Here is a 23,590-nt window from a genome sequence, read left to right as displayed (position 1 = left end):
GAGCGATTCGTATGAAGTTATGGGGCGGCCGTTTTACCAAGGCCACGGATAAAAGTGTAGAAGAATTCAATGCGTCCATCCAGTTCGATTGCCGCATGTATGCTGAAGATATCTGCGGCAGCATTGCCCATGCGACGATGCTGGCCAAACAGGGCATCATCTCCCAGGAAGACAAAGACGCCATCGTCAAGGGCTTGAAGGCTATTTTCCAGCAGATCGAAGACGGGAACTTCGATTTCTCCGTCGAGCTGGAAGACATCCACATGAACATCGAAAAACGACTGACCGATGCCATCGGCGAAGCCGGCAAGCGCCTGCATACCGGCCGCAGCCGCAACGATCAGGTCGCCTTGGATACGCACATGTATGTCCGCCGCGAAATCGCCGCCGTCGCCAAGCTCCTGGTCAAGCTCCAGGAATCGCTGGTCAAGGCTGCAGAAAAGTACAGCGACGTCATCATGCCGGGCTATACCCACCTCCAGCGGGCCCAGCCGATCCTCTTCAGCCACCACCTCATGGCCTATTTCTCCATGCTGTCCCGTGACTTCATCCACTTGAAATACGCCTGGGACATGGCCGATATCATGCCCCTCGGTGCCGGTGCCCTGGCTGGCACGACGTATCCCCTCGACCAGCCTTTCGTCGCCAAGACCCTGCATTTCGGCAAGATTTACGACAACAGTCTCGATGCCGTCAGCGACCGGGACTACATCATCGCCTTCCTGGAATTCGCAGCCGTCCTGATGATGCACCTCAGCCGCTTGTCGGAAGAATTCATCCTCTGGTCCAGTTCGGAATTCAAGTTCATCGAACTCGACGATTCCCACTGCACGGGCTCGTCCATCATGCCCCAGAAGAAGAATCCCGACATCTGCGAACTCGTCCGCGGCAAGACGGGCCGGTTCTACGGCCACCTCATGGGCGTCCTGACCATGATGAAGGGCATCCCTATGGCCTACGACAAGGACATGCAGGAAGATAAAGAAGGTGTCTTCGATGCCATCGATAATTTGAAATTCGCCCTGACCATCTATGCGGCCATGATCGACAAGATGACCGTCAATGGCAAACATATGCGGGAAGTGCTGGAAAGCGACTTTTCCAATGCGACGGATATGGCCGACTACCTGGCCAAGAAAGGCCTTCCTTTCCGGGAAGCCCATGCCGTCGTCGGCAAGGCCGTCCACTACTGCATCGAACAGGGCAAGGTATTACAGCAGTTATCGCTGCAGGAATTGCAGGCCATGAGCCCGCTCTTCGCAGAAGACATCCATCACTACTTGGATATCGAAACCTGCGTCAAGCAGCGTAACACGTATAACGGCACGTCGCCTCAGTCCGTGGCCCGCCAGTGTAAAGCCGGCAAAGCCGCCATGGATGGGGAACAGGCCCAGATTGAAACCTGGAACGACGTCGTCGCCTCTGTCTATGAACTATTGAAGTAAAAAGCGATTGAACGAAAAGGAGCTGTCCCCTGGGGCGGCTCTTTTTCATTTGCAAGGAATTAGGTGGGCCGCGAACCACGGACCACTAGGCCGCAGGCCGAAACCACGAACAACACCCTTGTCATACACCCTATAAATAAGGTATAATAAAAAAGTATAGAAAAAATTAAATCTTACTCGTAACAGGAAAGGAGGGGCCTGCCTATGTCAATAGTAGTACAAACGACGCTGGCTCATGACGTTTCATATAACGGCATCGGCCTGCATGCTGCGAATGAAGTTCATATGGTATTGCGCCCGGCTCCGGCTGATACAGGCATCGTCTTTATCCGGACGGATTTGCCCGGCAGACCGTCTGTACAAGCCCATCTCACGAATGTAACCAATACAATGCGGGCGACGACGTTGGAAAACGGGGAAGCCAAGGTCTTCACAGTAGAACATCTGCTGTCCGCCTTGAGCGGCATGGAAGTGGATAACTGCTTCGTCGAAATGGATTCGGTCGAACCGCCCGTCGCCGACGGAAGCAGCCTGACTTTTGTCAAGCTCATCGAAGAAGCGGGAATCCGTGACCTGGACGCACCGCGCCGCCTGCTGGCCGTCCAAAAACAGCATCTCGTCCAGGAGGACGATAAATTCATCGCCATCGTGCCCTATGATGGCTTCCGCATCACCTTCACTTCGATCAACCCGCACCCCATGCTGGGCGTGCAGTTCCTGGACACGACGATTACCAAGGAATCGTATGTCCGCGACATTTCCTTTGCCCGCACCATCGCCTTTACGGAAGAATTGGAAATGCTCAAGGAATTAGGCCTCGGCAAAGGGGGTACCATCGAAAACGTCGTCGTCTACGATAAGACGTCGTGCCTGTCCGTTCCCCGCTGTGACGACGAACTGGTCCGTCATAAGGTCCTCGATATCATCGGCGACCTGTCCCTGCTCGGCCGTCCTGTCCGAGGGCACATCATCGCCGTCAAATCGAGCCATAAACTGAACAACCTGCTGACCCATAAAATATTTGAAGAAATGCAGTGATTTAAGGAGGAATTCTCATGACTTTGGAAGTAACTGATATTATGGAAATTTTGCCGCATCGCTATCCCATGCTGCTCGTAGACCGCATCATCGAACTTGAACCGATGAAATATGCCATCGGCATCAAGAATGCGACCTTCGATGAACAATTTTTCCAGGGCCATTTCCCGGGAAAACCGGTCATGCCCGGCGTCCTCATCGCCGAAGCCATGGCCCAGGTCGGCGGCGTAGCCCTGCTCTATCCGGAAGAAAACCGCGGCCTCATCCCGTTCTTTACAGGCATCGACAAACTGCGCTTCCGCCATCCCGTCATCCCTGGCGACCAGCTGGTCATGCGGGCTGACATCGAAAAGATCAAAGGCCGCATGGGCAAGGTCAAGGCCCAGTGTCACGTCGGCGACACGCTCTGTGCCGAAGGGGAATACCTCTTTGCCCTCATGCCGGGTCAGAACACGAAAAAATAAGTTAAGAAAAATTTAAAAAAATCTTTACTGCATGTTAAATAACGGCCTAAATGGGCGTATTTGCGAGTATACAGAGGAATATAGCGGGAAAAGGCCTGATTTTGCCCGGCAAAACCGGACTGGTATTCTGCGAGTGTATATAATATGTGATTTAGGTTGAAAATAAGCGCCTGCCGCTCAGGCAGGGAAGCGAGGAGTGACTTTAATGACCGAGGAAACGAATAACATGCCTCAGAGCATGATACATCCGACGGCTATTATAGACCCGCAGGCAAAAATCGGTGCCGGTGTCAAAATCGGGCCGTATGCCGTTATCGGGCCCCACGTTACCATTGGCGATGGTACGGAAATCATGGCCCACGTTACCATCGACGGCTGGACCACGATCGGTAAGGACTGCCGGTTTTTCCCGAGCTGTTCCATCGGTTCGGAACCACAGGATTTGAAATATCACGGTGAAAAGAGCTACCTGATCATCGGCGACCGCTCGGTGTTCCGGGAATTCGTCACCGTCAGTACGGCCACCGGTGAAGGCGAAGAAACGCGCATCGGCAACGACTGCCTCTTCCAGGCCTGCACTCATGTAGCTCATAACTGCGTCGTCGGCAATCACGTCATCATGAGCAACTGCGCCGGCCTGGCCGGCCACGTCACCGTCGAAGACCGCGTCGTCATCGGCGGCATCGCCGGCGTCCATCAGTTCGTTAAGATCGGCCGCAACAGCATGATCGGCGGCCTGGCAAAAGTCGTCCAGGATATTCCGCCCTTCGTCATCGCCGACGGTCAGCCGGCCCGCTGCATCGGGCTGAACAGTGTCGGCCTTTCACGGGCCGGGATTTCGGAAGAAGTACGCCGGGAACTGAAGAAGGCTTTCCGCATCCTGTACCGTTCCGGCCTGAACCTGCGCCAGGCCATTGCCGAAATGGAACAGGAACTGGACAGCTATGAAGAAGTAGAACATTTCCTCCGCTTCCTCCGCAATGCCGACCGCGGTATCTGCAGAGGGACGAAAGATTAGGCAGCCGCTATTGGCTAAAAAGGGGTTCGCGTCTGCGATGGCCCCTTTTTTTGCTGACAGGGGGCCTGTTTTTTTGTTATAATATAAAGATGAATATTTCTCTTTATGAATAAGGATGATTGCTATGGAAAAAGTAGGATTGCTTGCCGGTGTCGGCAAACTGCCTGTAGAATTTATGCGCGCTGCCAAACAGCTGGGTCACGAAGTCGTCGTCATCGCCGTCGTCAGTGATGTCGAACCGGAACTGGCTGCCGAAGCAGATGCTTATTATGAAATCAACGTCGCCAAACTGGATAAGGTCATCAAGACCCTCAAGAAGAATGGCGTCGCCAAAGTGACCATGATTGGCAAGGTCACTAAGGAAATCCTCTTCAAAGGCTTGAAGTTCCCTGACTGGCGGGCTATCAAGCTGCTGGCGAAACTGCGCAACCGCAAGGACGATACGATCATGCTGGCCATCGTCGAAGAACTGGCCAAAGATGGCCTGGAAGTCGTCGACCAGACACTGTACCTGAAACCCCTCATGCCGTCTTGCGGTGTCTTGTCGCGCCGTAAACCGACGGCGTCGGAAGAAGACGATATCCGCTTCGGTTTCGTCACGGCCAAGGCCATGGGCGGCATGGACATCGGCCAGACTGTCGTCGTCAAGCACAAGGCCGTCATGGCTGTCGAAGCCATCGAAGGGACCGACGCTTGCATCCGCCGCGGCGGCGCCCTGGGACGGGAAAAATCCGTCGTCGTCAAAGTGGCCAAGCCCAACCAGGACCCGCGTTTCGACGTGCCTGCCGTGGGCAAGCAGACCATCTTGTCCATGATTGAAAGCCATTGCAATGTCCTGGCCATGGAAGCCGGCCGGACGCTCTTCGTCGAACAGGACGAAGTCCTGGACCTGGCCAACCGCCACGATATCTGTATCTGTGCTGTCGATAAGAATTTTTAGGAGAGCCTATGAAAATCATGTTTTCTGCCGGTGAGGCGTCGGGCGACCTGCACGGGGCCAATTTGGCCCGGTCCCTGCGCGAACTGGATCCGCAGATCGAACTGCTCGGTATGGGCGGCAAGGAAATGGCAGCGGCCGGCGTCGACATCGTCTATGACATCAAGAACTTAGGCGTCATCGGCGTCGGGGAAATCATCCGCAAGATTCCCTTTTTCTTCCGCCTCCGCGACTTCCTCGTCGATACGATGCGTAAAGAAAAGCCCGATGTCCTGGTCTGCATCGACTATCCGGGCTTCAACATGCGCCTCATCAAGGTGGCCAAAGCGGCGGGCATCCCCGTCGTCTATTATATCCTGCCGACCATCTGGGCCTGGCACAAGAGCCGCGGCAAGACCATTGCCAAGTATACGGATCTGGCCATTTCCCTCTTTCCCTTTGAAGCCAAGATGTATGAAGACATGGGGACGAATGTCATCTATGCCGGCCATCCCCTGGTCGATACGGTCCATGCGACCATGAGCCGCCGCGAGGCCTGTGCTCATTTCGGACTGGACGAACGGAAGAAGACGGTCCTCCTCATGCCGGGCAGCCGGGTCCAGGAAGTACGCGGCCTCCTGCCGTGTATGCTGGAAGCGGCCAAGCTCATCCGCAAAGAGGCAGGGGACGTCCAGTTCATCCTGCCCAAGGCGTCGACTATCGACGAAGGCCTCCTCGATGAGATCATCCGGGCTTCAGGCGTCGCCGTCACGGTCGGTGAAGAAAAAGTATACGATATGATGAATCTCAGTACGGCAGCCATCGCGGCTTCGGGGACGGCGACGCTGGAAACGGCCCTCATGGGCCTGCCGACGCTCCTGGTGTACCGCGTCAACCGCCTGACTTACTGGTTATCGAAAGTCCTGGTCCATATCGACAGCATCGGCCTGCCGAACATCATCATGGGCCATCGGGTCATCCCTGAATTGTGGCAGGATGAGGTGACGCCGGAAAACATCGCTGCCGCCATGGTGCCTATGATCACCGATAAAGTGCACCGTGAAGCATTGCACAAATCCCTGGCGGCCGTCCGCCGCACGATGGGGGAACCCGGCGCTGTCCAGCGGACGGCCCAGGCTATCTTAGATTTTGCAAGAGAAAGAGGTGCCCATGAAGCAATACAATAGTTGGCAAAGTTATAAGAGATTATTAATGTTCATCAAGCCGTACAAGATGCGCCTCGTCGTCGCCGTCATCTGTATGGCCCTGTCCGGGGCGAGCGACGTCGTCGTCCCGTGGCTCATCAAGGACGTCATCGATAAGGTCCTGGCCAATAAGGATATCTACACGCTGAACCTCATCGTCATCGGTATCCTGGTCCTCTTCCTGCTCCGCGGGTTCTTCTATTTCGGCCAGAAATACCTCATGAGTTTCGTTGGCCAGAAAATCGTCAACGATATCCGCGAAACCCTGTATCGTCACTTGCAGACCCTGTCCCTGTCGTACTTCGACAAGCACAAGACGGGCAATATCATGAGCAACCTGACCAATGACGTCACGGCTTTGCAGACGGCCATTGCAGGCAACCTCATTTCCTTCGTCCAGGAAGCGGTCATCCTCGTCGGCTCCCTGGGGTCCATGCTCTTCCTCTACTGGAAGCTGACCCTGTTGACCTTGGTCATCGTCCCCCTCGTCGTCTTTACGATCAACTTCTTCGGCTCCCGCCTGCGCCGGGCCGGCCACGACGTCCAGGGCAAGATGGCTGACATTACGTCGCTTTTGGAAGAGGCTATTTCGGGGATCCGCATCATCCGCTCCTTCAACCGGGAGGACTTTGAAATCCGCCGCTTCATGGTCCAGAACGACCGCAACTTCTGGGCTCTCATGACGACGACCAAACTGACGGCCCTGCTGACGCCGTTCATCCAGTTCTTCGCAGCCATCGCTGTCACGGGCATCATCTGGTACGGCGGCATGAGCGTCATCGACGGCGAAATGACGGCCGGCGCCCTCATCGCCTTCCTCATCTACTCCATCAACCTGGCCAACCCGGTCCGCCGAATCAGTGAAATCTACGGCGATATCCAGAAATCCCTGGCCGCTGCCGACCGCGTCTTTGAAACAATCGACACCGAACCGGATGTCAAGGAAAAGCCGGACGCCATCGTCTTGCCGCCGGTCAAAGGGGAAGTCGAATTCAACCATGTCTCCTTTGCCTATGACAAAGACCACCCGGCCCTTACCGATTTCAATTTGAAAGTCGCCCCTGGCGAAGTCGTCGCCCTCGTCGGCCCCAGCGGTGCCGGCAAATCGACGGTCGCCAACTTGCTGCCCCGTTTCTACGATGTCACGGGCGGCAGTCTGACCATCGATGGCATTGACGTCCGCGACGTCACCTTCTCGTCCCTGCGCCAGCAGATCGGCCTGGTCCCGCAGGAAACGATGCTTTTCAACGCTACGGTCCGGGAGAACATCCTCTACGGCCACCTCGATGCGACGGACGAAGAAGTCGTCGCCGCTGCCAAAGCCGCCAATGCCCATGACTTCATCCGGGAACTGCCCGGCGGCTACGAAGCCCTCGTCGGCGACCGCGGCAGCTCCCTGTCCGGCGGCCAGCGCCAGCGCATCGCCATTGCCCGGGCCATCCTCAAGAACCCGCGCATCCTCATCCTCGATGAAGCGACGTCGGCTCTCGATACGGAAAGCGAAAAGATCGTCCAGGCTGCCCTGGACCGCCTCATGGAAGGCCGCACGGCCGTCGTCATCGCCCACCGCCTGAGCACGGTCCGCAATGCCGACAACATCGTCGTCATCGACCACGGCCGCATCGTCGAAGAGGGGACCCATGATGAACTACTGGCAAAAGACGGCCTCTATGCCCATCTCTATGCCGTACAGTTCAACGATACTACGGAAGAAACAGCGTCAGAAGGTTGATTGTGATGAAGAATCTAAAATCGCACCCCATGTACTGGCTGTATAATATCCTGCTCCTCATCTATTGGGCTACGCTCATTCCCATGCTCATTTACCGGCTCATCAGGGAAGAAGGATTTTATCAGCGCATCAAACAGAGCATCGGCTTCTTGCCGGAAGAATTAAAAGATAAAATATCCAATCGCCATGCCATCTGGGTCCATGCCGCGTCGGTCGGGGAAATCGTCGCGGCCAGCCCGATTGTCCGGGAAATGCGCAAGACCCATCCCGACGAAGTCATCATCGTCTCTGTCGTCACGGCGACGGGCTTCCACATGGCCCATCAGATCATCAAGGGCGCCGACGGGATCCTCTATTTCCCGCTGGACCTGCCGTATCTGACCAACCGCATCCTGACCATCGTCAATCCCCAGGCCATCGTCCTGGTAGAAACGGAAATCTGGCCGAATTTCCTGCGCATCGCCGCAGATAAGCATATTCCGGTCATGATGATGAACGGCCGCATCAGCCAGCGCAGTGCTGTCCGTTACCGCATGATTACCTTCTTTACGCGCCGCGTCTTGTCGACGATACGCATGTTCTGCATGCAGAGCCGCATCGACGCCCAGTATATCATCGACATCGGCGCCGATCCCAACAAGGTCATCGTCACGGGCAACACCAAGTACGACCAGACCTATGGCATCGTCACGGAAGCCGAAAAGAAGCGCTTCCTCCACGAACTGGACTTTGCCGAAGGGACGTATCCCATCATGATCGCCGGCAGTACCCACAAAGGGGAGAACGGCTCGGTCTACAAGGCCTTCGTCAAGATACGGGACCATTTCCCGGAAGCCAAATTGATCATCGCCCCGCGCTATATCTATCAGGCCGATCTCATCATCGACGAAGGCATCAAGCACGGCGTCACTATGGTCAAGCGTAGCGATATGAAGGCCGGGAAACCGATCCGGTCCGAATACGACGGCGTCATCCTCGATACCATCGGCGAACTGGGGCGCGTCTACAGCCTGGGCGACCTCATCTTCGTCGGCGGCAGCCTGGCCCATATCGGCGGCCATAATATCCTGGAACCGGCAGCTCATGGCAAGCCCATCGTCGTCGGTCCCAATATGTTCAACTTCGTCGAAATCTTCGATCTCCTCAGCAGCCGCGGCGCCTGCGTCATGGTCAAGAATGAAAAGGAATTCATCGACACCTGCCTGGATATCCTCATCCATCCCGACCGGGCCGAAGCCATGAAGCGCAGCTGCATCGAAGTCGTCCAGGAAAACCAGGGGGCTACGCGCAAGAACCTGGAACAGCTGCAGAAGATGCTGGACGACGTCCACGGCGGGAGGTGAGCCCATGGCTTTGCGAAACTGGGCTGCCGCCTATTTCCATTATTTGACCGGAAGCGGCGCCCATCACTGCTGGGACTGGCCGGCCCTGGCCCTGCTGCGCGGTGCCGCCTGGCTCTACCGCAAGGGCGTCCTGGTCAAGTATCACGCCATCGCCGACCATCCGGAACGGCAGGAACACGCGCCGGCCGTCGTCATCAGCCTGGGCAACATCACTGTCGGCGGGACGGGCAAGACGCCGATGGCGTGCATGCTGGCCCGGCGCCTGCAATCCCAGGGCTGGCGCGTGGCCCTGCTCAACCGGGGCTACCGCTCTCAGCGCGAAGATGGCGGCGCTGCCGTCATGTCCGATGGACAGCGCGTCCTGCTATCGGCCGAAGAAGGCGGCGATGAAGCCTGCCTCATGGCCCGCAGCCTGCCTGGCATCCCCGTCCTGGTCGGCCGCAAGCGGGCCCTCGGCGGCCGCCTGGCCGTCGAACGCTTCGGTACACAGGTCCTCATCCTCGACGACGGCTTTCAGCACTGGCAGCTGTACCGTGACCTGGACATCGTCCTCGTCGACGGGACCAATCCCTTCGGCAACGGCCATGTCCTGCCGCGGGGCATCCTGCGGGAGCCCATGGAGCAGCTCGGCCGGGCCGATGCCTTCATCATCACTAAGGGCGACCAGATTACGCAGGACCGGGCCGAAGCCATCGCCGCCAAGCTGCGCCAGTACAACCCGGCCGCGCCGGTGGCCATGGCCATCCACAAGCCGTCTTCGTGCCTGGCCTTTGCCGCCTGGCATGACGGAAAGGGCCATGGCTCCGGGGCCTTACAGCCTGACGGCCAGTCCGTCCTGGCCATATCGGCCCTAGGAAACCCGGCTTCCTTTGAACGGACCCTGGCCGATGCGGGCTTCACCGTCGCCGGCTCTCTCCGCTATGAAGACCATCACCATTACAGCCGCGACGATATCCGCCACATGGCCGCCAGGGCCGCCGAAACGGGCTGCCTTTTGGTGACGACGGAAAAGGACGCCGTCAAACTGCCGGCGCCGCTGATCAAGGAATACGACCTGCCGCTGTACGTCTTGAGCATTACTATTGAATTCACAGCAGGGCAGGACCAGATAGATACGATTTTGCAAGCAGTATTGGAGGATAAACTATGAACTTTGTATGCATCATCCCATCGCGCTATGCATCGACGCGCCTGCCGGGCAAGCCGCTGTGCGATATTGCCGGCAAACCGATGGTACAGCGTGTCTATGAACAGGCTGCCAAGGCCTCGAAACTGACGGCTGTCGTCGTCGCCGTAGATAACCCGAAAGTCTATGATACGGTCGTCACCTTCGGCGGCCATGCCGTCATGACCCGCGAAGACCACGCCAATGGCACGGACCGTTTGGCTGAAGCCGTCGGCCATTTTCCCGATGCTGACGTCATCGTCAACGTCCAGGGCGACGAACCGCTCATCGCACCGGACGTCATCGACGACTTGTGCCGGGCCTTTGAAGCAGAACCGGACCTGACCATGGCGACGGTCGCTGCACCTTTGCAGGAAGACGAATACGATGACCCGAGCGCCGTCAAAGTCGTCCTCAACCAAAAGGATGAAGCCATGTATTTCTCGCGTTCCCTCATCCGTATCCGCGCCATTCCTTTGAAGAAGGGGCATCCAGCCGTATAAGCATATCGGTATCTACGCCTATCGCCGCGATTTTCTCCTGCAGTACGCGGCCATGGAACAAACGCCGGCAGAAAAAGTCGAGTCCCTGGAACAGTTGCGGGTTCTCGAAAATGGTTATAAGATAAAAGTGATAAAGACTCATCACCAATTCATCGGCATCGATACGCCGGATGACCTGGAACACATCCGCCGTTATTTTGCCGAATCTGCTCATAAAGGGGAATAGACTATGGAAAAAGTGAAACGAATTCAGGTTGGCAGCCAGACTGTCGGCGGCGATGGCAAACTTTTCGTCATGGCCGGCCCGTGTGTCATCGAGGATCCCGAACGGACCCTGGCTATTGGCAAGACCATGAAGGCTATCTGTGAAAAACTGGGCCTGACGTATATCTTCAAAGCCTCTTTCGATAAGGCGAACCGCTCGTCTTACACGTCCTACCGTGGACCGGGCCTGAAAGAAGGCCTGCGCATCCTGGCTGACATCAAGAAGGAACTCCAGGTTCCCGTCGTCAGCGATATCCACGAAACCTGCCAGGCCGAAGCGGCTGCTGAAGTCCTGGACGTCATCCAGATTCCGGCCTTCCTCTGCCGTCAGACCGATTTGCTAGAAGCTGCTGCGGCTACGGGGAAATGTGTCAACGTCAAGAAGGGTCAGTTCCTGGCCCCGGAAGACATGAAGAATGTCGTCGCCAAGATCGAACACGCTGGCAATGAAAATATCATGCTCACCGAACGGGGCATCAGTCTGGGCTATCACAACCTCGTCGTCGACATGCGTTCCTTCCCGATTATGCGCAGCTTCGGCTATCCCGTCGTCTTTGATGCCACCCACAGCGTCCAGCTGCCGGGCGGTGCCGGTACGAAATCGGCAGGCCAGCGCCAGTTCGTCGGCAACCTGGCACGAGCCGCTGCCGGTGCCGGTATCGACGGCGTCTTCATGGAAGTACACGATAACCCGGCAGAAGCCCTCAGCGACGGGCCGAATATGCTCTACTTATCGCAGGTCGAAGATGTCCTCCGCGATATGATGGCTATCAACGAAATCGCACAGAAAAGCGTAAGCACGGACAGGTAAGGAGACGAGACCATGATGGATATTTTAGAAGAAGCAAAAGACGTGCTCCATCAGGAAGCACAAGGCATTGAAAAGTTGATCCCTACGCTCAACCAGAACTTCGTCAATGCTGTCAACATGATTATGAAATCGAAAGGCCGGGTCATCGTCACGGGCATGGGGAAATCCGGCCACATTGCCCGCAAAGTATCGGCAACCTTGTCCAGTACGGGGACGCCGTCCATTTTCCTCCATCCGGCAGAAGCCATCCACGGCGATTTGGGCATGGTCACGGCAGACGATGTCGTCCTGGCCTTCTCGAACAGTGGGGAAACGGTGGAAATACTCAATATCCTGCCGTCGCTCAAGCGCATCGGTGCCAAACTCATCACCGTCGTCGGCAATCACAATTCGACCTTGGCCAAACATGCCGATATCATCCTCGACGCATCGGTCGAAAAAGAAGCCTGCCCCCTGGGCCTGGCGCCGACGACGAGTACGACGGCGGCTCTGGCCTTAGGCGATGCCCTGGCTGTCGTCCTCTTGACGCAGCACCATTTCACCAAGAAACAGTTCGGCATCTTCCATCCCGGCGGAGCCCTGGGCAAGAAACTCCTGCTCACTGTCGACGATGTCATGCATAAAGGCCAGGACAACCCGGTCGTCAGCGAAGACAGCATCGTCCAGGATGCCCTGTTCCTCATGACCGAAAAGGGCCTGGGTGCCGTATCCGTTGTCAATGAAGACGGCAAACTCGTCGGCCTGGTCACCGACGGCGACGTCCGCCGCGGCCTGGAAACAGGGTCCAACTTCCTCCAGTGGCCTGTCGACGCCATGATGACCAAGAACCCGCGGGTCATTGCCAACCATAAGCTGGCTACGGAAGCCCTGCACATCATGGAAAAGAACCAGCCCCGTCCGATTACGGTCCTGCCTGTCGTCGACAAGGATGACAAAGTCGTCGGCATGATCCATATTACCGATTTGCTGCGGCAGGGAGTGGTCTGATGAGCTTTTTGACACATATCAAGATGCTGGCCCTCGACGTCGACGGCGTCATGACGGACGGCATCATTTACTACAGCCCGTCGGGCGATGCCATGAAAGGCTTTTCTGCCCGCGACGGCATGGGCATTTCCCTGATCCGGGCCGCCGGCATCCAGACGGCCCTGGTCACAGGCCGCCGCTCACCCATGGTCGAGCAGCGGGCGAAGGATCTGCATATCGACTACGTCCTCCAGGACTGCTCGCGCAAGCTTTTGGCCATGCAGCAGTTGTGCAGTGAAATCGGCCTGTCCCTCGACGAAGTGGCCTACATGGGTGACGACCTGAACGACGTCGAACTCATTGCCAATGCCGGTTTCGGCGCAGCGCCCCTCGATGCCTGCGAAGAAGCCCGTCGGTCGGCCGCTTTCGTATCGGCCTATCCCGGCGGCCACGGGGCCTTGCGGGAATTCGCCGAATATATCTTGAAGAGCCAGCATGTCTGGGATAAGGTCCTGCGCCAGTACTTTGGCGACGCGACCTTTACGTTGCGCCAATAAGAAAGGAGAGTCTGTATTGTGAGTAAGGAATGGCAGTATCATGCTGCACGCGGATTCGGCAAGATTCTCTGTCATCTGCCCTATCCGGTTATCATTTCCTTGGGTCGCAAACTAGGCCCTTTCGTAGGAAAACTGATGAAGAAGCAGCGCGAACGCGGTATTTTCCAGATACAGCGCGGCATGGAGTGCAGCCGTGAAGAAGCGGAACGCATCATGACCGACGTCTTCCGCAATCTCGGCCAGTCGCTCATGGAAATCCTCTATACGCCCAATCTCAATCCGGAGAATATCCGGGACTATGTGACATTGGACCATCCGGAACGCCTGGACGAAGCCATGAAGGAAGGCAAAGGCGTCATCGTCCTCACAGCCCACATGGGCAACTGGGAATGGCTCGGCGCCCTGGCCATCTACGGCTATCCGGCGACGACGATCGTCAAGAACCAGGCCAACGACGCCGTAACGCGCCTGCTCAACGAAAACCGTGAGAACATGGGACTGGAAGTCTTCGCCCGCGGCGGCAATGAAATGATCATCGCTGCCCGTGCCTTGAAGCGCAAGAAACTCCTGGGTTTCCTGGCCGACCAGGACGGCGGCTTCCACGGCGTGCCTCAGCCTTTTTTGGGCAAGATGAGCTCGACGCCGAAAGGACCGGCTATGTTCGCCCAGAAGTTCCATTCACCTATCGTGCCGATTTTCCCGGTCCACGACGAAAATCATCATACCCATTTGATGATCGGTGAAATCATGCATTTCGAAGACACAGGCAACAAGGACGAAGACATTGCCTGCATGACCCGCAAGATGGCCGTCGTCACGGAGAATTTCATCAAGGAACACCCGACAGAATGGCTGTGGTTCCAGCATCGCTGGAGTACAGAACCGGAAGAAATCATAGCACTGCAGCAGAAACCGGAGGCGCATACCGATGATAGCCGAAAAGCTGAAAAAGAATAAAATCTCCATCATTGCCGTCATCGCCGTCATCGGCTTTGCCGTCATGCTCTATAGTTTCATGCATCCCCAGAAGACGGAAGACCCCATGGTCAGCCCGGATAAGCTCGTCGAATTCGAAGGGACGGAGCTGGAAGAAAAGAAAGACGGCCAGCTCGTCTGGCGCTTGACAGCCGATAAGATCCAGATCGACCCGGACACGCAGATCATGTATTTCACCAACCCCAAGGCCCTGGTCGTCGCCGAAGATGGAACGCAGATGACCATTACGTCGGACAAGGGCATCGTCGACCGCCAGAAGCGGACCATCGAAATCAAGCCGCCTGTCAAAGCAGAAACCGATAAGGGTGATACGTTGCAGACCGACGGCAGTGTGTATTATAATATGGATACGCGTATGATCAAAGGCGGCAAGGTCGTCATGGACCGCCATGACAAGACGTCGCTCAAAGCCGATGCTTTTGAAACGGACAGCAGCCTGACCAAGGTGACGCTGACCGGCCATGCGCAGGTGACAAAGGGAGAATAACTATGATGGATTTACTTGGAAAGAAACTGGCAGCTGCCGCTCTCGATGGGGGCCATGATCCTGCCGGCTGCCGGCGCCCTGGCGGCGGATAATGACGGCAACCCGGCCGTATCCGTCACGGCAGACACGCTGGAATATAACGGTAAGACCCAGGTCGCTACGGCGACGGGCAACGTCGTCATCGTCCGCGACCAGGCTACGATGACCGGCAACAAGGCCGTCTATAACTTGAAGACCGCCGAAGCAGACATGGAAGGCAACGTATCGGTCCAGCAGCCGGACATGCAGCTCAACGCCGATAAGGTCCATTCGACCAACAAGAATTACGTCGTCGCTACAGGCAGCGTCCGCGGCGTCTACGGCGACAAGAAGGTCAATGGCGACAAAGTCGAATACTATCTCGACCAGGATTACGGCATCGTCACGGGCAACGGCTATCTTGAAGCCCAGGGTTCGCAGATGTGGGCCGATCACATCGACGCCTGGTTCAAGCAGATAAAGGCCATCGGTACGGGCAACGTCCATATCGAATCGCCGGCGGAAAACCTCATCGCCTATGCCAATCAGGCCGTCTACACCCAGACGCCGGGGCAGAATGACGGCGTCATCCACTTGACGGGGAATGTCAATGCCACTCAGAACGGCAATTCTCTCAACGGCGACAATGTCGATATCCGCCTGGCCGATAATTCCGTCCAGACCCGCAGCCGATCGACTATCGTCATCGTACCGGGCAGTAATCCGTAATCGTAAGGGGTATCTATGTTTATTCAGACTGAAGATCTCGTAAAAGCGTATAAAGAACGAAATGCCGTCAACGGCGTCAGTATCCGCGTCGACCAGGGCCAGATCGTCGGTCTCCTGGGACCGAATGGCGCCGGCAAGACGACGACTTTCTACATGATCGTCGGCATCGAACGGCCGACGTCAGGGAAGATAACCATTGATGGCAAGGACATCACCAACCTGCCCATTCACAAGCGGGCGGCCTATGGCATCGGCTATCTGCCTCAGGAAGCGTCGATTTTCCGCAAGCTCACCGTCGAAGACAACCTCCTGGCCATGCTGGAGACGACGAAGCTCAGCAAGAAGGAGCAGCATGAAAAAGTGGAAGCCCTGATGGAAGAATTTTCCATCACCCAGCTCCGCGACCGCCTGGGTATCCAGCTGTCCGGCGGCGAACGGCGCCGCGTGGAAATCGCCCGCTGTCTGGTCATGGACCCGGCCTTTATCCTCCTCGATGAACCTTTTGCCGGCATCGACCCCCTGGCCGTCAACGACATCCAGGGCATCATCAGCCATTTGAAACGGCGCGGCATGGGCGTCCTCATTACCGACCACAACGTCCGGGAAACGCTGAGCATCGTCGACAAAGCCTATATCTTGAGTGAAGGGAAGATCCTCCTCGAAGGCAGTCCGGAAATGATTGCCAATGACCCGGTAGCCAAGAAATTCTACTTAGGCGAAGAATTCAGGATGTAACAGGGAGTATGGAATGCGAATATTAGATAAATATATACTAAAAGAATTTATTGGCCCCTTTTTATTCGGCGTCTGTGCCTTTACAGCAGTCTTCGTCGGGACGGGTACGCTCTACCGTATTGCCAACCTCATCAACCAGTACGGGGCTTCGGCCTGGGCTGCCTTCCGCGTCTTCGTCCTGGCCATGCCGTCGATCATCGTCGTCACCTTTCCCATGTCCGTCCTCTTAGGGTCGCTCATGGCCTTTGGCCGCCTTTCCAGTTCCAGTGAAATGATCGTCATGCGGGCTGGCGGACAGAACTTCATCCGCCTGGCCATGCCGATTTTCATTGCCGCTTTCTTCATTTCCATCGGGGCGACGGCCTTCAACGAATACGTCGTGCCCAAGGCCAACAACGCCTATAACACGATCATCAATGAAGAAATAAAGCACAATGTCGCGCCGACGACGCAGGACCATATCATCATCAAGAACACCAAGGGCTCCGATATATCCAGCCTCATGTATGCCCGTCAGTACGACGCCAACACGAAGCAGCTCAAGGATATTACCGTCCAGGAATTTGAAAATGATACGCTCATGCGCGTCGAACAGGCTGACCGGGCCGACTGGAACGGCCAGAAATGGGTCATGCACGAAGGCATGATCTATGACGTATCGGCCAATGAACAGACGACGCGGTCCCTGAAGTTCCAGAACCAGGCCCTGCCGATTACGCAGAAGCCGAATAAGATCAATGCATCCCAGAAGAAACCGGATGAACTGACCATCCGCGAACTGCGGGAACAGATTAAACTCTTGGACCAGAATTCCGTCAACACCAATAAGATGAAAGTCGAAATGTACAACCGCTTCGCCCTGCCTCTGGCCAGCCTGGTCTGCGCCATCGTCGGCGCGCCCCTGGGGATGCAGAAACAGCGCGGCAGTTCGTCCATCGGCTTTGGCATCAGTGTCGTCGTTATCTTTATTTACTATTCCATCATGACCCTGGGCAACGCCCTGGGCAATGGCGGCAAGATACCGGCCTACCTCGCCGCCTTCCTGCCGGACATCATCTGTGGCGTCGCCGGCGTCATCTTAGTCTACAAAAAATCGAAATGAGGGAAAAGGCGCTGTCGCATGAAGGCAGCGCCTTTTGAGTATTAAGTTTGCAGTTTGTAGTTTTTAGCGAATGGTTCTAAATTTAAAGCCATCTACTGCAAACTACAAACTCTGTGCTACAAACTATAAAGCGAAAGGGGCCTCGCATAATGGTAGAAACCCTCGTGCGACAGCCCCTTTTAAGAGGCTGGGGGCTAACAGCCAGCTGCTAACGACTAGGGCAGGACGGCCCTTGCAGTACACGGTAGTTATGGGCTATAATATAATGATATAAAGGAATGAGCAAAGGTGGTGTCTTATGGAATATGGATGGGTCATGCTGATCGTCTTGTCTGTTATGGGCGGGATCATTGCCTATCTCGGCGATAAGATCGGCTCCCGTGTAGGGAAACGGAAAATTAAATTATTCGGTTTGCGGCCGAAGTATACGTCCATCCTGGTTACCATCCTGACGGGGATCAGCATTGCCGTCATCACTTTAGGCGTCATGTCTATCTTGTCGGAAAATGTCCGCATCGCCTTGTTCGGTATGCACCAGCTGCAGATGCAGAAGGCCCAGCTCGAAGCCCAGCGGGATGAACTGCTGCAGCAGGCCAAGGACCTGGGCAAGGAACTGGACGATAAGAACGAGCTCATCGCCTCCAATAAAGAACTCCTGAAGAAACAGCAGGAACAGCTGGACGGCAAGAATGAAGAAATCCGGACGACTCAGCTGGACCTGCAGCAGGCCCAGGCCGCCCGCGACGACAAGGCCCGCCAACTGACGGTCATCCAGGTTGCCATGGACGAAGCCAAGAAGCAGCGCGACTCGGCCCTGGCCGATAGTGAAAAGGCCCGTCAAGACGTAGCTATGCTGGAAGAAACGAAGCAGAAGATGATGGGCACCATCGACGTCCTCGACAAGCACATCAAGCTGCTCAATGAAACGATGACCAATATCCGCGAAGGGACGGTCGTCTTCCGCGTCGGCGAAGTCCTGTCCAGTAACGTCCTCAACGGCGGCCTGAGCCAGGCCCAGACGCGGGAAGAACTGAGCCGGGCCATGAGCCAGACCAATACCATGATCTGCCGTCATCTCGGCGTCCGCGATGAAAATACGGTCCTCCTCTATATTGCGCCAGACGAATTCAACGCTACTGTCGACGCCCTGCAGAAAGCCGGGAAGTCGCAGAAACTGCTCCGCATCATCGCCGCCGGCAACATCATGCTCGGCGAACCGGCCCTGGTCCACGTCGAAATGTATGACAACAACCTCATCTATCACCGCGGCGACGTCGTCTACGAAGAACGGCTGACAGCCCAGGAATTGTCGGGCAATGCCGAACTGCAGGTCATGCGTTTCCTCCATAACGTCAATCAGCAGACCCAGGCCAAAGGCCTCCTGCCGGACCCGCTGACCGGCAATGTCGGGGCCCTGACGGCAGTCGAAATGTTCGAGACCATCAACAAGATAAAGAACCACAGCGGCGCCGATATCGTCCTCAAGGCCGTCACCGAAGCCGATACCTACACGGCCGGCCCCTTGCAGATCGACATCCGCGTAGAAGCCGACGAATGATGGGAGCTGTTACATGAAGGCTTCTGTCATCATGAAAAGTCCCTTTCTCTTTATAGTTTGTAGTATAGAGTTTGTAGCAAATAGTTTTATAATTACTGCAAACTACAAACTGCAAACTTAAAACTCAAAATGAGGCTGTCTGAATGTGGCAGCCTCATTCCTAGGAGGAGATACATTGATCTTTGCCATTGACCCTGGTTCGGAAAAGACGGGGACTGCTGTCGTCGCCGATGACGGCAGTCTGGTCACGAAGGCCATCGTGCCGACGCCGGAACTGGGCGACTATTTGAGTCACATTTATGAAAACTATCCTTTTTCCCATATCGTCATGGGCGATGGGACCAATCATAAAAAGCTGCAGCCCCTGGTCGAGCAGTGGATCGCCAGGAACCACGGGGATATCACTTTTTCCCTGACAGATGAAAAATTCACCACTGTCGAAGGGCGCAAGCTCTATTTTAAATATACCCCGCGCAAGGCTGGCGCCGTTTCGTGCCACTGTCCTTCCAATATCCGCCAGAACCGGTCGATGACTTCGTCGCCTGGATCATCGGCCACCGTTATTTAGCGAAACAACGAGGAGAAAAAATATGAAATACATCTTGCGTGCCCTGGGCCTGGCCCTTGGCGCTCTCATCTACACCATCGGCCTGGACGTCTTCCTGGTCCCGAACCACGTTATCGACGGCGGCGTCGTCGGCATTGCCCTCATGGCAGCGCAGGTGACAGGCATCAGTTTCAGTGTGTTCATCATCATCCTGAACATTCCTTTCTTTATCTTTGGCTATAAGAAGATAGGTGCCTTTTTCACCATATCTTCGCTCTTTTCCATCCTCTGCCTGTCCGGGTGGAGCACGTTCATCCATTACGAACGGGTCACGTCGGATCCTTTCTTGTCGACCATTTACGGCGGCATCATCATCGGCCTCGGCGTGGGCCTCATCATCCGCTGGGGCGGTTCCCTGGACGGGACGGAAGTCCTGGCCATCATCGCCGACAGGCGCACGCCTTTTTCCGTCGGCGAGACGATCATGTTCTTCAACCTCTTCATCCTGGGCAGTTCGGGCTTTGTCTTTTCCTGGGACAGCGCCATGTATTCCCTGGTGGCATACTTCATCGCCTATAAGATGATCGACGTCGTCACCAACGGCCTCGATGAAATGAAGGGGATGCTCATCGTTACGGGCAAGCACGACGAAGTGGCCGACTGCCTGACCAGGGATATGGGCCGCGCCGTGACCCTCATCAACGGCGAAGGCGCTTACAAGCGGGAAAAGACGATGATCCTCTACTGCGTCGTGTCGCGCCTGGAGATCACCAAGATACGCGATGCCATCACCGGCGTCGACCCCAACGCTTTCGTATCGGTCTTCGATATCAGTGAAGCACATGGCGGCCTCTTCAAGCGGCATAAAATGCATGGATAAAAAGTCAAAAAAAGCTTGACATAATTGGCGAATCTGCTGTATTGACATACAGCTCATATTTGCTATTATATAAAATAATTGGGTTATAGCGTTAACCTGAAAAAATGACAACACAGGTGATAGAACACCTATTGGGAGGTATACAATGGCACAGTTAAATTTCAATATCGAAGACATTTGCGGCACTTTGTCGGAAAATAAAGACGGCTGGCGCAAAGAACTGACGTACATCAGCTGGAATAATCGGGCACCGAAATTCGACCTCCGCTCGTGGGATCCGGATTATCAGGCCATGACCAAAGGTATTACCATGACCAAGGAAGAACTGGAAAAACTGCGTGATGTATTGAACGAAATGGATTTCGATAAATACTAAGGAGTGATTAAGTATGCTTTCGGCAATTCAATGAGATGAATGGAATGAAAGCATACTTTTTTGTTTTCCTTGCCAAATTTGCCAAAACATTATATAATCTCTAGTTGTATGTGCTGTTAGTACTTGGTAATAATTTCAAGGGTGAATGAAATGGTTCGTATAGCGAGAGATAAGCGACATGCTTTATTAAAGAAGCGGATTGAAGAAAATCCTTTTATAAACGACGAAGAATTGGCTGAAGAATTTTCCGTCAGCGTGGCTACTATCCGCTTGGACCGCATGGCCTTGGGAATCCCCGAAATGCGTATCCGCATCCGCCAGAAGGCAGAAGCGGCGCAGCCGAAACTGCGTAACGCCCCTGTCGTCGGGGAGCTCGTGGACTGCATCATCGGCAAGAATGCCATTTCAATCATGACGGCAACAGACGATATGGTCGACGAAGCACACATCGTGCGTTCCCAGTGCCTATATGCCCAGGCCAGTTCCCTGGCGCGGACGGTATTGAATCTTCCTGTCTGCATTACAGCCGTAGCCAATATTAAATATAAACAGCCCGTCACTGTAGGCGATAAACTGATCGCCAAGGCCGAAGTCATGCGCCAGCGCGACCAGAAATACTACGTATGGGTCACGATCCGGAAGATGCGGAAAGAAGTATTCCGGGCAAAATTTATCATAGAATCTTTGGAATAATGGAGCGGTAATAGAATGAAAATAGCTGTAGATGCTATGGGCGGTGATTACGCACCCGAAGAAATCGTCCTCGGTGCCGTAGAGGCCGTCAAAGCATATGATTTTGATGTCGTCCTGGTAGGTGACGAAAAGAAAATACGCGGCGTACTGAGCAAATATGGCGCCAAAGAAAGCGACCGCCTGTCCATCGTACACGCCAGCGAAGTCATCGAAATGGGCGAACATCCGGCTCAGGCCATCCGCCGCAAGAAAGACGCATCCATCGTCGTAGCGACGCGGCTGGTCAAAGACGGCCTCTGTGATGCTGTCGTCGCCGCTGGCAGCACTGGCGCCGCTGTGACGGCGGCTCTCTTTGGGCTGGGACGCATCAAAGGCATCGAACGGCCCTGCATTGCGACGCCTATCCCGTCGAAGAAGGGGATCACGGTGCTCCTCGATTCCGGGGCTAATGCCAACAGCAAGCCGAAACACCTCGTCGAAGGGGCCATCATGGGATACCACTATGCAAAATACATCCTGGGCGTCGAAAAACCGACGGTCGGCCTGCTGAACATCGGCGAGGAAGCGTCGAAGGGCAATGAGCTCTGCCAGAAGACGTATCCGATGCTGGAAAATTTGAAAACTATCTCTTTCTATGGTAACGTAGAAGGGAGAGATATACCGAAAGGCACGGTCGATGTCGTCGTCTGTGACGGCTTCGTCGGCAATGTCATCTTGAAATTTGGCGAAGGCATGGCCATGTTCATCATCCGCCTCGTCAGAGATACGATCAAACAGAGCGGCTTCATCACTAAACTGGGGGCCTTAGCGGTCTACCCGGCCTTGAAATCGCTGAAGAAACGACTGGATTTCACCGAATACGGCGGTGCGCCGCTGCTCGGTGTCGATGGCAGCTTTATTATCTGTCATGGCAGTTCGAAAGCCAAGGCCATCAAGAACGCCGTCCGCGTTGCCGGTGAAATCGCCGAACAGGACGTCGTCGGCCATATTCGTAAAAGTATAGAGGAAGAAGAGGTAGAACAGTATGATAGTGAAAGCTAATCCCGCTGGGATTCTTGGTACAGGTCACTGTGTACCTGATCAGGTATGGACGAATAAAGATTTAGAAAAAATGATGGATACATCCGATGAATGGATCCGCAGCCGTACAGGCATCGGCGCCCGCCACGTTGCGCCAGAAGGCGTCACGACGTCGGACCTGGCTACCAAAGCCGCCGAAGAAGCCTTGAAGAACGCCGGCATCAAAGCGGAAGACCTGAATTTGATCATCGTCTGCACCTTGACGCCGGACCGGGCCTTGCCGTCGACGGCCTGCAAAGTACAGGCCAACCTCCATGCGGTCAATGCCGCTGCCTTTGATTTGGAAGCGGCCTGCTCGGGCTTTGCCTACGGTTCGATCATTGCTTCCCAATTCATCGAAAATAAGATGTATAAATATGTTCTGGTCATTGGTGCGGAAATCCTGACCCGCGTCGTCAACTGGAAGGACCGCTCGTCGTGTGTACTCTTCGGCGATGGCGCCGGTGCCGCTGTCATCGGCCCCGTACCGGAAGGCTACGGCATCCTCGGCGGGGCTATGGGAGCTGACGGAACGGGCGGTGATTTCCTGACGATTCCGGCCAGCGGTGTCGAAATGCCGCCGACCGATGCCCTGCGCGAAAACGGCATGGCCTATGCCAAGATGGACGGCAAGGAAGTCTATAAATTCGCCGTCAAAGCCATGCCCCATGCCGCAGAATTAGCCCTCAAGCGGTCGGGCCTGACGAAGGAAGACATCGATGTCCTCGTACCGCATCAGGCTAATATCCGCATCATCCAGTCCGCCGCCAAACGGCTCCACGTTCCGATGGAAAAAGTATTCGTCAACATCGAGAAATACGCCAACACGTCGGGGGCTTCCATTCCCCTGGCTTTAGATGAAGCCATCAAAGCAGGGATGATCCACCGCGGTGATATCGTCTGCCTGGATGGCTTCGGCGCCGGCCTGACCTGGGCCAGCTTAGTTATGAAATGGTATTGATTTTTTTACGAGAGGTGTGACT

24 protein-coding genes and 1 pseudogene are annotated in these 23,590 nt (G+C 55.4%); all 25 read left to right on the top strand.

The features are described 5' to 3' along the window. The first annotated feature begins 11 nt into the window (after positions 1–11). Positions 12–1,445, top strand: a complete 1,434-nt coding sequence (argH, locus tag NM10_RS06400; RefSeq protein ID WP_020310776.1) for an argininosuccinate lyase — start codon at positions 12–14, stop codon at positions 1,443–1,445. A 204-nt stretch (positions 1,446–1,649) separates the two neighbouring features. Continuing rightward, positions 1,650–2,483, top strand: a complete 834-nt coding sequence (lpxC, locus tag NM10_RS06395; RefSeq protein ID WP_020310775.1) for a UDP-3-O-acyl-N-acetylglucosamine deacetylase — start codon at positions 1,650–1,652, stop codon at positions 2,481–2,483. Positions 2,484–2,500: 17 nt separating this feature from the next. After that, complete coding sequence (fabZ, locus tag NM10_RS06390; protein ID WP_020310774.1) at positions 2,501–2,947, top strand: 3-hydroxyacyl-ACP dehydratase FabZ; 447 nt, start codon at positions 2,501–2,503, stop codon at positions 2,945–2,947. A gap of 205 nt (positions 2,948–3,152) precedes the next feature. Beyond that, positions 3,153–3,965, top strand: a complete 813-nt coding sequence (gene lpxA / locus NM10_RS06385) for an acyl-ACP--UDP-N-acetylglucosamine O-acyltransferase (RefSeq protein WP_020310773.1) — start codon at positions 3,153–3,155, stop codon at positions 3,963–3,965. A gap of 124 nt (positions 3,966–4,089) precedes the next feature. Next, positions 4,090–4,905 (top strand): LpxI family protein, encoded by an 816-nt coding sequence (locus NM10_RS06380; RefSeq protein ID WP_020310772.1) that lies wholly within the window; start codon positions 4,090–4,092, stop codon positions 4,903–4,905. Between the two features lie 8 nt (positions 4,906–4,913). After that, complete coding sequence (lpxB, locus tag NM10_RS06375; RefSeq protein ID WP_020310771.1) at positions 4,914–6,068, top strand: lipid-A-disaccharide synthase; 1,155 nt, start codon at positions 4,914–4,916, stop codon at positions 6,066–6,068. Beyond that, the gene (gene msbA, locus NM10_RS06370) at positions 6,052–7,818 is read left to right on the top strand and encodes a lipid A export permease/ATP-binding protein MsbA (RefSeq protein WP_036200870.1); all 1,767 of its coding nucleotides are present in this window, start codon (positions 6,052–6,054) and stop codon (positions 7,816–7,818) included. The genes lpxB and msbA overlap by 17 nt, the downstream gene beginning before the upstream one ends. Before the next feature lie 5 nt (positions 7,819–7,823). Further along, the gene (locus NM10_RS06365) at positions 7,824–9,161 is read left to right on the top strand and encodes a 3-deoxy-D-manno-octulosonic acid transferase (protein WP_020310769.1); all 1,338 of its coding nucleotides are present in this window, start codon (positions 7,824–7,826) and stop codon (positions 9,159–9,161) included. A gap of 4 nt (positions 9,162–9,165) precedes the next feature. After that, positions 9,166–10,311, top strand: a complete 1,146-nt coding sequence (gene lpxK / locus NM10_RS06360) for a tetraacyldisaccharide 4'-kinase (protein WP_020310768.1) — start codon at positions 9,166–9,168, stop codon at positions 10,309–10,311. Beyond that, a pseudogene (gene kdsB, locus NM10_RS06355) lies at positions 10,308–11,055 on the top strand (3-deoxy-manno-octulosonate cytidylyltransferase). The gene lpxK and the pseudogene kdsB overlap by 4 nt, the downstream one beginning before the upstream one ends. Before the next feature lie 3 nt (positions 11,056–11,058). After that, positions 11,059–11,904 carry a 3-deoxy-8-phosphooctulonate synthase gene (gene kdsA / locus NM10_RS06350; RefSeq protein WP_020310767.1) on the top strand — a complete coding sequence of 282 codons (846 nt, stop codon included), beginning with the start codon at positions 11,059–11,061 and terminating at the stop codon, positions 11,902–11,904. A 15-nt stretch (positions 11,905–11,919) separates the two neighbouring features. Further along, positions 11,920–12,891 (top strand): KpsF/GutQ family sugar-phosphate isomerase, encoded by a 972-nt coding sequence (locus NM10_RS06345; protein WP_036200877.1) that lies wholly within the window; start codon positions 11,920–11,922, stop codon positions 12,889–12,891. Further along, positions 12,891–13,427 carry a KdsC family phosphatase gene (locus NM10_RS06340; RefSeq protein ID WP_020310765.1) on the top strand — a complete coding sequence of 179 codons (537 nt, stop codon included), beginning with the start codon at positions 12,891–12,893 and terminating at the stop codon, positions 13,425–13,427. The genes NM10_RS06345 and NM10_RS06340 overlap by 1 nt, the downstream gene beginning before the upstream one ends. An 18-nt stretch (positions 13,428–13,445) precedes the next feature. Next, positions 13,446–14,384: a lysophospholipid acyltransferase family protein gene (locus NM10_RS06335; RefSeq protein WP_020310764.1), complete on the top strand. Its 939-nt coding sequence runs from the start codon at positions 13,446–13,448 to the stop codon at positions 14,382–14,384. After that, complete coding sequence (gene lptC / locus NM10_RS06330) at positions 14,356–14,910, top strand: LPS export ABC transporter periplasmic protein LptC (protein ID WP_020310763.1); 555 nt, start codon at positions 14,356–14,358, stop codon at positions 14,908–14,910. The genes NM10_RS06335 and lptC overlap by 29 nt, the downstream gene beginning before the upstream one ends. 15 nt (positions 14,911–14,925) lie before the next feature. Next, positions 14,926–15,657, top strand: coding sequence for an LptA/OstA family protein (locus tag NM10_RS06325; protein ID WP_020310762.1), 732 nt, complete (start codon positions 14,926–14,928; stop codon positions 15,655–15,657). A 15-nt stretch (positions 15,658–15,672) separates the two neighbouring features. Then, positions 15,673–16,392 carry an LPS export ABC transporter ATP-binding protein gene (gene lptB, locus NM10_RS06320; RefSeq protein WP_020310761.1) on the top strand — a complete coding sequence of 240 codons (720 nt, stop codon included), beginning with the start codon at positions 15,673–15,675 and terminating at the stop codon, positions 16,390–16,392. A gap of 13 nt (positions 16,393–16,405) precedes the next feature. Then, the gene (locus NM10_RS06315; RefSeq protein WP_020310760.1) at positions 16,406–17,494 is read left to right on the top strand and encodes an LptF/LptG family permease; all 1,089 of its coding nucleotides are present in this window, start codon (positions 16,406–16,408) and stop codon (positions 17,492–17,494) included. A 298-nt stretch (positions 17,495–17,792) separates the two neighbouring features. Beyond that, positions 17,793–19,052 (top strand): DUF3084 domain-containing protein, encoded by a 1,260-nt coding sequence (locus tag NM10_RS06310; protein WP_020310759.1) that lies wholly within the window; start codon positions 17,793–17,795, stop codon positions 19,050–19,052. A gap of 175 nt (positions 19,053–19,227) precedes the next feature. Beyond that, positions 19,228–19,620 (top strand): hypothetical protein, encoded by a 393-nt coding sequence (locus tag NM10_RS06305; RefSeq protein ID WP_020310758.1) that lies wholly within the window; start codon positions 19,228–19,230, stop codon positions 19,618–19,620. Between the two features lie 22 nt (positions 19,621–19,642). Then, the gene (locus tag NM10_RS06300) at positions 19,643–20,479 is read left to right on the top strand and encodes a YitT family protein (RefSeq protein WP_020310757.1); all 837 of its coding nucleotides are present in this window, start codon (positions 19,643–19,645) and stop codon (positions 20,477–20,479) included. A 145-nt stretch (positions 20,480–20,624) separates the two neighbouring features. After that, the gene (locus tag NM10_RS06295) at positions 20,625–20,855 is read left to right on the top strand and encodes a YdbC family protein (protein ID WP_014015045.1); all 231 of its coding nucleotides are present in this window, start codon (positions 20,625–20,627) and stop codon (positions 20,853–20,855) included. Positions 20,856–21,005: 150 nt separating this feature from the next. After that, a complete protein-coding gene (gene fapR, locus NM10_RS06290) occupies positions 21,006–21,548 on the top strand; it encodes a transcription factor FapR (protein WP_036200866.1) in 543 nt (180 codons plus the stop codon). Positions 21,549–21,563: 15 nt separating this feature from the next. Then, complete coding sequence (plsX, locus tag NM10_RS06285; protein ID WP_020310755.1) at positions 21,564–22,589, top strand: phosphate acyltransferase PlsX; 1,026 nt, start codon at positions 21,564–21,566, stop codon at positions 22,587–22,589. Then, positions 22,573–23,568: a beta-ketoacyl-ACP synthase III gene (locus tag NM10_RS06280; protein ID WP_036200863.1), complete on the top strand. Its 996-nt coding sequence runs from the start codon at positions 22,573–22,575 to the stop codon at positions 23,566–23,568. The genes plsX and NM10_RS06280 overlap by 17 nt, the downstream gene beginning before the upstream one ends. Positions 23,569–23,590 lie beyond the last annotated feature (22 nt).

Origin of the sequence: Megasphaera sp. NM10 (assembly GCF_000417505.1) — a bacterium.
Classification (GTDB): domain Bacteria; phylum Bacillota; class Negativicutes; order Veillonellales; family Megasphaeraceae; genus Megasphaera; species Megasphaera intestinihominis.
This window is presented reverse-complemented; position numbering and strand designations above follow the sequence as displayed.